General features: G+C 59.7%; 11 protein-coding genes. 7 read left to right on the top strand and 4 right to left on the bottom strand.

Going from position 1 to position 8,969, the window contains the following annotated elements; all coding sequences use genetic code 11:
• Nucleotides 1–114 precede the first annotated feature (114 nt).
• From ACQZ6J_RS02425 to ACQZ6J_RS02415, 3 genes are all read left to right on the top strand, one after another.
• Nucleotides 115–345: a hypothetical protein gene (locus ACQZ6J_RS02425; RefSeq protein ID WP_449081694.1), complete on the top strand. Its 231-nt coding sequence runs from the start codon at nucleotides 115–117 to the stop codon at nucleotides 343–345.
• A 96-nt stretch (nucleotides 346–441) separates the two neighbouring features.
• Nucleotides 442–2,202 carry an ABC transporter permease gene (locus ACQZ6J_RS02420; RefSeq protein ID WP_449081692.1) on the top strand — a complete coding sequence of 587 codons (1,761 nt, stop codon included), beginning with the start codon at nucleotides 442–444 and terminating at the stop codon, nucleotides 2,200–2,202.
• Nucleotides 2,203–2,223: 21 nt separating this feature from the next.
• Entirely contained in the window at nucleotides 2,224–3,555 is a 1,332-nt protein-coding gene (locus ACQZ6J_RS02415) for an ABC transporter ATP-binding protein (protein WP_449081690.1), read from the top strand.
• 242 nt (nucleotides 3,556–3,797) lie between these two features.
• On the opposite strand, the gene ACQZ6J_RS02410 is transcribed toward ACQZ6J_RS02415, so the two are convergent.
• Nucleotides 3,798–4,130, bottom strand: coding sequence for a hypothetical protein (locus ACQZ6J_RS02410; protein ID WP_449081688.1), 333 nt, complete (start codon nucleotides 4,128–4,130; stop codon nucleotides 3,798–3,800).
• 126 nt (nucleotides 4,131–4,256) lie between these two features.
• On the opposite strand from ACQZ6J_RS02410, the gene ACQZ6J_RS02405 reads away from it, so the two are divergent.
• Together ACQZ6J_RS02405 and ACQZ6J_RS02400 are read left to right on the top strand one after the other, a co-directional pair.
• Complete coding sequence (locus ACQZ6J_RS02405; RefSeq protein WP_449081686.1) at nucleotides 4,257–5,321, top strand: sensor histidine kinase; 1,065 nt, start codon at nucleotides 4,257–4,259, stop codon at nucleotides 5,319–5,321.
• A gap of 3 nt (nucleotides 5,322–5,324) precedes the next feature.
• Complete coding sequence (locus tag ACQZ6J_RS02400) at nucleotides 5,325–5,942, top strand: response regulator transcription factor (RefSeq protein ID WP_449081684.1); 618 nt, start codon at nucleotides 5,325–5,327, stop codon at nucleotides 5,940–5,942.
• A 97-nt stretch (nucleotides 5,943–6,039) separates the two neighbouring features.
• Here the strand turns inward: ACQZ6J_RS02400 and ACQZ6J_RS02395 are convergent, their stop codons facing one another.
• The 3 genes from ACQZ6J_RS02395 to ACQZ6J_RS02385 form a co-directional block, all read right to left on the bottom strand.
• Complete coding sequence (locus tag ACQZ6J_RS02395) at nucleotides 6,040–6,462, bottom strand: nuclear transport factor 2 family protein (RefSeq protein WP_449081682.1); 423 nt, start codon at nucleotides 6,460–6,462, stop codon at nucleotides 6,040–6,042.
• A gap of 44 nt (nucleotides 6,463–6,506) precedes the next feature.
• Nucleotides 6,507–6,890, bottom strand: a complete 384-nt coding sequence (locus tag ACQZ6J_RS02390) for a hypothetical protein (protein ID WP_449081680.1) — start codon at nucleotides 6,888–6,890, stop codon at nucleotides 6,507–6,509.
• A gap of 334 nt (nucleotides 6,891–7,224) precedes the next feature.
• Nucleotides 7,225–8,013 (bottom strand): XRE family transcriptional regulator, encoded by a 789-nt coding sequence (locus tag ACQZ6J_RS02385; RefSeq protein WP_163987821.1) that lies wholly within the window; start codon nucleotides 8,011–8,013, stop codon nucleotides 7,225–7,227.
• 364 nt (nucleotides 8,014–8,377) lie between these two features.
• Here ACQZ6J_RS02385 and ACQZ6J_RS02380 point away from each other — a divergent pair, with 364 nt between their 5' ends.
• Entirely contained in the window at nucleotides 8,378–8,596 is a 219-nt protein-coding gene (locus tag ACQZ6J_RS02380; protein WP_449081678.1) for a hypothetical protein, read from the top strand.
• 77 nt (nucleotides 8,597–8,673) lie between these two features.
• Nucleotides 8,674–8,958: a hypothetical protein gene (locus ACQZ6J_RS02375; protein ID WP_449081676.1), complete on the top strand. Its 285-nt coding sequence runs from the start codon at nucleotides 8,674–8,676 to the stop codon at nucleotides 8,956–8,958.
• Nucleotides 8,959–8,969 lie beyond the last annotated feature (11 nt).

The following is an 8,969-nucleotide window of genomic DNA, read 5'->3' as shown; positions in this document are numbered from 1 at the left end:
CGGTCATCGCAACAACCTGGACCGCTGCCGGCATCCGCCGGGCGAGCGTCGGTCGGGCCTAGCCTGTCCGGCTCGCCTCGGGATCTGCCGCCAGGCGGACCGAGGAGGTGAGCCATGAACAACATCGTTCTTTTCCGCGGACGGCCGTTCGCAACCCAATTTTCCGCATCGCACATTTTGCCCGTCAAGAATGGCGCCCGATCGATGGAACGGACTGTGTCCATACCGCGTCCGCGCCTGACGGCCGTGTGGCACATCAGCGCCCGCACCGGGAAGCTCGAGTGCTTCTGGACCACTGAAAACGGGCCTGTCCTTGATGAGGATGGCAGTTATCGGGCGGCCTGACCGTATTCCGTTGAACAAGTGCACCGCCGGCGTTGCGAATGCCACGCGAAACGGCCGTGTACAGACTGATAACATCCTATTTTCAAAGAGGCCTACATGGTTTTCCTTGCTAACGATCGACGCGAGCGCAGCGCCGTTGCCGCGTTGGCCGGCGCTCGCATTCTGCCGAACGGCTACGATCTTGCCGCGTTCGCTTTTATCGCCGCTGCGACCTATCTGGCGCTTCACGGCGTGGCGGAAATGCGTGCGCCGCTGAACGGTCTGTCCATGGCGCCCTTGTCGCTGGACCCGGCATATCTGCCCGAATACGCCCTGCGCACCACCTTGCGCATGATGGCGGCTATCGTCGCCTCCCTCGTCTTCACCTTCGTGATCGCGACGCTTGCCGCAAAGAGCCCCCGTGCCGGCAAGATCATCATTCCGGCGCTCGACATCCTGCAGTCCGTGCCGGTGCTCGGCTTCCTGACGTTCACCGTCACCTTCTTCATGGGGCTTTTCCCCGGAAGTCAGCTCGGGGCCGAATGCGCCTCGATCTTCGCGATCTTCACCAGCCAGGCCTGGAACATGGCCTTTTCCTTCTATCAGTCGCTGCGGACGGTGCCGCGCGATCTTGACGAGGTCAGCCGTGGCTTCGGCCTGTCGAGCTGGCAGCGCTTCTGGCGGCTGGAGGCACCTTTTGCCGCGCCCGGCCTGGTCTGGAATACGATGATGTCGATGTCCGGCGGCTGGTTCTTCGTGGTTGCGTCGGAGGCGATCACGGTGGGCGATACTACGGTGCAGCTTCCCGGGCTCGGCTCCTGGTTGGCGCTTGCCATCGACAAGCAGGATTTCGCTGCCGTGAGCTGGGCAGTGCTTGCCATGGGGGTGGTCATCCTCCTCTACGATCAGCTGCTCTTTCGTCCGATCGTTGCCTGGGCGGACAAGTTTCGCTTCGAACAGACCGCGGGACAGCAGAAGCCCCGTTCCTGGGTCTATTCGCTGATCCGCCGCACGCGCCTGCTGAAATATGTGACGACACCATTTTCGGCCGTATGGGGCTGGCTCATGCTCGTGCGATTTTCGCCCATGTCTCGTTCGGTTGCACGGGAACGGGGCGGGCGGCGCACCGTCAGCTGGGCGATCGACTTGGTCTGGTATGCCCTGATTGCCGTCGTCGGTGCCTGGAGCGTCTGGGATGGCGTATCCTATCTCAGCCAGACACTCTCCTGGGGCGATGTCTGGATCGCCTTTGCCGGAGGGTTTGTCACGCTCATTCGCGTGGCCGTTCTCATTGCCGTTGCCAGCGTCATCTGGGTTCCGATTGGCGTGTGGATCGGCCTTCGGCCGGCGGTTGCGGAGCGGGTACAGCCTTTGGCTCAGTTCCTGGCCGCGTTTCCGGCAAATGTGCTCTTTCCCGTTGCAGTGGTTGCGATCGTTGCGACGGGTGCCAGCCCGAATATCTGGCTGTCGCCGCTGATGGTGCTCGGCACGCAATGGTACATCCTGTTCAACGTCATCGCAGGCGCCAGCGCATTCCCCACCGATCTGCGCGAGGCATCCGCCGTCTACCAGCTCCGCTCGTGGACGTGGTGGCGGCGAGCGATACTGCCGGGAATATTCCCCTATTACGTGACGGGAGCGCTGACTGCCTCCGGCGGTTCCTGGAATGCCAGCATCGTCGCCGAACTGGCGAGCTGGGGTAACACGAAACTCGAAGCCTTCGGGCTTGGATCATACATCGCAAAGGCGACGGAAGCTGGCGATTTTCCACGGGTCATCCTCGGCATCGTCGTCATGTCGATCTTCGTCACACTCTTCAACAGAACGCTCTGGCGGCCGCTTTACGTCTTTGCTGAACGCCGCCTGCGTCTCGACTAACTCCAGATCGGAGAACTGAACATGGAAAATGCTGTCATCTCCCAGAAGATCGACATCACCCGGAACTCGCCTCTCGTCCAGGCCAGGCAGGTATGCCAGACCTATGACAAGGGGGCTTCCGGCTCGCTTGTCGTGCTCGAAAATGTCGACCTTCAGCTCTATCCCAATGAAATTGTCGGCTTGCTCGGCCGTTCCGGCTCCGGCAAGTCCACGCTGCTGCGCGCTATCGCCGGCCTGATCCGGCCGAGCAAGGGTGACATCACGTTCAATGGGCGGCCGGTCGTCGGCCCCAACTCCGATGTTGCGGTGGTCTTTCAGAGTTTTGCTCTGTTTCCCTGGCTGACCGTGCTGCAGAACGTCGAACTCGGCCTGGAGGCTCAGGGCGTTGCGTCATCAGAACGGCGCAAGCGTGCCCTCGCTGCCATCGACCTCATCGGCCTCGATGGTTTCGAGAGCGCCTATCCGAAGGAATTGTCGGGCGGCATGCGCCAGCGTGTCGGCCTCGCCCGAGCGCTTGTCGTCCGTCCCAAGGTTCTGCTGATGGACGAGCCGTTTTCGGCGCTCGACGTGCTGACGGCCGAAACGCTGCGCACGGATCTGCTCGATCTGTGGTGCGAAGGCCGGATGCCGATCGAGTCGGTACTGATGGTGACCCACAATATCGAAGAGGCGGTGCTGATGTGCGACCGTATCTTGATCTTCGGATCGAATCCCGGTCGTGTGATTGCCGAGATGAAGGTCGATCTGCCGCAACCTCGCAATCGGCTCGATCCGGCATTCCGCACGCTGGTCGAAGATATTTATGCCCGGATGACGGTGAAGACCGGTGCGCCAACCCGCGACGGGCTTTTCCCGGGCACGGGCATTGCCATGGAGCTGCCGCGCGTGTCGACCAACCTGATGTCCGGTCTCATCGAGACAGTCGCCGCCGAGCCCTATCGCGGCCAGGCCGACCTGCCGCCGCTGGCTGCCCATCTGCATCTCGGCATCAATGACTTGTTCCCTGTTGCGGAAACATTGCAGCTTCTGCGTTTCGCGGATCTGGAAGGAGGCGACATCAAGCTGACCGCACCCGGGCTGCGTTTCTCCGACAGCGATGTCGACGAGCGCAAGAAGCTCTTCGAGCAGCATCTCGCGACCTATGTGCCGCTTGCCGCACATATTCGCCGCGTGCTCGACGAGCGGCCGACGCATCGTGCGCCCGCACGGCGCTTCCGGGACGAACTGGAGGATTACATGTCGGAAGACTATGCCGACACGACCCTCAAGGCCGTCACGAACTGGGCTCGCTATGCGGAATATTTCGCTTACGACGAAAATGCCGATCTCTTCACGCTGGAGGACCCGAGTTGAGATCCACGGCGGCAACAGACGCGACAAGGTCGCCGCCGGCTAAGGCGGCGACCGGCCTCATAACATCTCAAAACTTGATAGGCCGCCAAGGCAGGATTTAGCGCATGAGATCCAGCAGCTCGCCAGTATCGGCGGTCTGCGCTCGCGCGGCCTGTCCGGCTGCGGGATGGATCGACATGCCCAGAGACAACGAAGAGCTCGGCCGCTTCCTGGAAGCGCTCAACAGAAACAGGCCAGACAGGTCAGGCAATGGAAAGCGGCCATCTTCCCACATCCGAAGGAATCTCGGTGCGCGACTGGTGCGTCTGAAGGACCGTACCGGCTTGATATGCATGCTGGCACTTCTCTGGGGCGCGCATTGGCTCATGCATTGTGCTACCCGCCTGTTTTTCCGCGGTTTTTTGCCTGCGCGCCAGATGCGCATGTTGCTTGGCTGGGCCGCAAGCCTCAACAGGGCGAGCCTCGTCATTCTCCGGCGTCGCCAACGCCGCCGTCTGTTCAATCATCATGCGGGAAACGACAACGATGACCGTCGTACTTGACCAAGTCACCCTCAATCCGGGCACGGTGTTCATAGAGTGAAATCAATGCCGTATGGAAGCGATATCGATCAGCGTTACCGTTGTCTTGGAGCTTCAGGTCAGGCAACGTTCTCCCTGTGCACGCGATGCCGTGGGAATGCTGGTGCGGGGATGCAGGAAATGAGGCGCGAGTTCCTGAAATATCTTTTGGAAATGCCTTTGCTGTGGCTCGGCATTACGATCCTGGCCGGTCTCATTTTCATCGGTGATACGATTACGGATCTGGAGATTGCATTTGCCGTCCTCTATGTCTCGGTGATCCTTCTGTCGGTTTACTCCGGTCGCACCGAAGCGATCGCAATCGTCGGCGCCGTTTGCGCCGGCCTCACCATCGCAAGCTACTTTTTGACACGCCATGGTGCCTGGCAGGCGGGTATCGTGAACAGCGCACTCAGCCTGGTGGCTATCGGCGCAACGACCTATCTTGCCATAAGGATCGAGAGGCTCGACGCAAGAACAAGGCAGGCGCAATCGGAGCTTGCGCGGATGTCGCGCCTCATGATCGTTGGCGAGCTTGGCACTTCCATAGCCCACGAGGTCAGCCAGCCGATTACGGCGATTGCCGCCAACGGCAATGCGGCATTGCGGTGGCTTTCGGCAACGCCAGCCGATCAGGACGAGGCCCGCCGGGCCATTGAGAGGATCGTGGCGGATGCCGGCAGAGCGGGCGATGTTATCGGCCGCGTTCGCGGACTTGTGGCGCGCTCATCGCCCTCACGTGATAGGATCGATCTGGTCGAGGCTATTGCTGACGTGCTGGAATTGGTGCGCGGTGAAATCCGCGGCAATCAGATACATTTCAGCGCCGAGTTGGCGAGCGATCTGCCGCTGGTGACCGGTGATCGTGTCCAGCTTCAGCAGGTGATCCTCAATCTTGTCATGAACGCGATCGAGGCCCTGGCGGAGGTTGATGCGGAGACACGCGAGCTGCTCGTCAGCGCCGCGGCGGATGAACGGAAAGTTACCGTCAGCGTGCGCGATACCGGCAGCGGCATGTCGGCCGAGATGCTGGACAGAATATTCGAAGCTTTCTACACCACGAAGCCGCATGGCATGGGAATGGGCTTGGCAATCTGCCGGTCGATCATCGAGGCGCATGGTGGCACCATCTACGCCGCGCCAAACTTTCCGCATGGGACCGTATTCGGCTTCACCTTGCCGTTGGATGGAAAGGCAAAGGGGTAGAGCATGCAGCAGGAGCAGCAACCGACCGTTTACGTGATCGACGACGATCCGTCCGTGCGTGACGGGCTGGACAGCCTCTTGCGGTCTGTCGGCTATGATACGCGCGGTTTTGCATCGCCGCGGGATTTTCTGGCCTATCCACGTTCGGAAGGGCCGGCCTGCATCGTGCTCGACGTCAGGATGCCGGATGCGAGCGGCCTCGATTTTCAGGACGAGCTTGCGAAGAAGGGATATCCGACACCCATTGTCTTCCTGACCGGGCACGGCGATGTGCCTATGTCCGTCAGGGCGATGAAGGCGGGCGCAGTGGAGTTTCTTCTGAAGCCATTCCGGGAGCAGGATCTTCTCGATGCCATCCGGCAGGCACTTGAAATCGATCGCACCCGGCTCCGGAAGCAGGCGGCGGCGGCCGATCTCCACGAGCGCTTTGCGACGCTTTCGCCACGCGAACGCGAAGTGATGGCGCTAGTTGCGCGGGGGCTGCTGAACAAGCAGATCGCGGCGGATATCGGCCTGAGCGAGATCACCGTAAAGGTGCATCGCGGCCATGTCATGCGGAAGATGCGGGCAGATTCCGTCGCCGATCTTATTCGAATGGCCGATAGCCTGGAGATGGGATAAGCCACGGGTGACGGCAAGGCGAACAGCATCGCATCTCGGCCGCGTTAGCCCATTCCCTGTTTGGCAATATACCGGGCGATGCCGAAGGAGATCGGCGCTACACCATTCGATCATCCGGTGTCGTCGGCGTGCCCTGATGAAATATCATCTGCCACCGACCGTCGATGCGTCGCCAGATTGAACTTCGCAGGACGTGCCGGGCGGGCCTGTCTTCTGCCGCCGGCCGGATGCTCCGATATGTGACGAGGACAGCGTCCGGTGAAATCGACTGGAAGGCATAGTCTCGGGCTATGATCGGCGGGGAAGGGGTTTCGGACTTCTCCGCGGCGAGGCTCGCGATAAGCGAATTCCTGTCGTCGTAGATCGTTCCCGAACTGCCGAATTCGACAAACTCCTCCGCAAGGAGGTTTCCCGTGGCTTCCGGAGACTGCCGGATCTCCGGAAGATGGAGCTTTTCCTCCAGCCGGCGGATCGCCTCGAATTCCCTTTGCGGAACCTCCATCCCAACTATGGCCTCCATTTTGTCTCGCTACGCTAGTCACGCGTTTTCAGGTCGGGAACATATTACATCATCGGTTCCAGTATCCGTTCCTGTTCAATCTTGCGGACCTGATCATGGTCGGCTTGCCTGCATTGCTCCAGCTCATTGGCAAAGAGTTCGGCGGCATGGCGGCCGATATGTGTCCTATCGTCTTCGATAACAGCGGCTATCCGGCGAAATAACTCGATCTCGAAATTGCCGGCAGCATTGAAAAGACTGGGCCTTGCCAATCTTGCCCCGCCATCCAGGCGGATTGCTGAAACGTAGAATTCATCGGCATAATCGTCGCCGGCTGATGTCAACTCGGCACGCCCGTATAGCAGCAGCCCGGTTTCCCAGCGATCGCAGAGGCGGATACTAAGCTCATCGAACGCGTATTCGCAGGAAAAGGCACCGTCGATTGGCATGATTACCCCTCCATACCGGCAGTTGGCGCGAAGGATTTGTTCGCTATTTCAAGGCTCGTGACTCTCGATATGTCCCGCAATCTTGGCGCTGTGGTATTCGGCGCTCTGGGCATGAACGAAGTCTCCTTTTGGCATTCTTCCAGGTCGACGATCGATATCCGCGGCTGTCCGGTTTCGCTGACTTCGTGCAAGGTTATGTCTTGCGCGGGCTCATTCCTTTCAGTGCCGACGGCTCTTGATGGGAATATTGGCATTCAACATGAAAACTGTCAACATTATTTGTGTTGATTCGTGTCGACGAATGAGGCGGTGTGTTCATTGCCGACATGGGTGCTTATTTGCGGGCGATATGTCCGCAGATACGGCCGATGATCGTCAATCGCCCGAGCTCGACCGTAAATGTTTCCAATGCCGGGTTGTCCGAAATGATTTTGACTTGGCTTGGCTGCGTGAAAGGCACGCGCTGGAGACGCTTGATTTGCGGTTCGGAATAACCGTCGCTGATGGCATAGACGGTATCGGTCGTCATCTGGTTTTGAGAAAGGTCGACGATGACGCGATCGCCCGGCATATAGGTCGGCTGCATCGAGTCGCCGACAACTTCCATGATGATGGTGTGGCTTGGTGAGGCTTTGGCCTCGTTCCGCAAATAGCCCATCGGAATAAGCCATTCCGCGACGATTTTATGGCCGGCAACATTACCGGAGCCGACGGGAAGGTTGATAACCTCGCCAACGATGCCGCTTCCGGCCCCCAGCTTGACATCCACCTCCGGAGTCGCGCCCGCGATCTGCGGCGTCCAATGCTCGCGGCTATAGCTGTGCTCCTCGCCATTTTCGGCAAAACCGTCCTGGTCTTGCTCGTCGGGATCGAAGGAGGTGACGATGGTCGGCGCCAAGCGCGCTGCCGTGCGCGCTCCTTCTCCCGTCAGAAGATAGCCGGCCGTCGTGCCGAATTTCTTGGCATATCGATTGGCAATCTCGGCATTGAACTCGTTCTGCCCGTTCTCATGTGCTCGATAGGTGGACAGGCTCACGCCAAGCGCTTCCGCTGCTTTCGTGGCCGATGGATAATTTGCGGCTTCGCGCGCCGCCCTCAGTCGTTCGCCCATGGATTTCTGCATCTCTCGACCTTTGCAAAATTTTCGACATAAATAATGTTGACACGAACATTATTATCAACATAATTTGTGTCTATCAAGATGCCTGCGACGCAATTCGACGTGGGCGGTGACGCAGGCCGAACTGCGGGCTTTGGGCGAGTGTTGCTGGAGGTAATGGCATGGGCGCAGGCGGAGGGGACGGAAAGACTTCGAAGCGCGCGAGATATTTCGACCGCTTCTGGGTTTGCCCCGACTGTCGGCGAACCCTGTCGATCGCGGAAGTCATCGAGCGACACTGCGAGGGCTGCGACACGAGTGTCCAGCCTGGCGAGATGATCGATGGTGAGCCGGCAGTCGAAATATCCGAGATGCGGAGGAGCCTGCCGTGAGCGAATTGTTTCAAGGCTTTCTGGCCTGCGTCGGTGCGGCCCTGTTTTTCGGTACCATGCTGGTCGCGGTGAAATCGATCTTCTGTGGATCGTCGTCCGGATACGAAGATGATGGGAATTGTGGTGCGCCGGAGGGAGATCAGATGCACTTCCGAAGGTCCGACGACCAAATTGCTGGCGCCGAGAGATCGGAACACCTCATCGGAACCCGCTGACGGCTACTGCCGCTCTCCCTCACATACCAATGAAAAACTCAACGAACGGATCCGGCTCAGGGCCGGAGGAGGCTGCCATGAATAAATTTCAAATCGGAAGCGAAGCCGTAGCCGGCGGTCATCACGGCTGGATTCGCAAGGTGCATCGAGCAACCAACGAGATCCTCAGGGATAGCCGGGGCGAGCCGATCATCTTCGCCACGCAAGATGCGGCAAAGGCCGCCGCGGGCGAGGCGATGGTCGCCTATCTCAACACGCCGATGCTGCGGGATGGGGCGAGGGTTGAGGCGATCCATAAGGCGGAAGCCTTCTTCAAACCGAAATCCGCGAGCGTGACGGCGGTGACGGAAAGCTTGGCATAGGGCAACGCGAA

The organism is Rhizobium sp. A37_96 (assembly GCF_053521765.1).
This window is presented reverse-complemented; position numbering and strand designations above follow the sequence as displayed.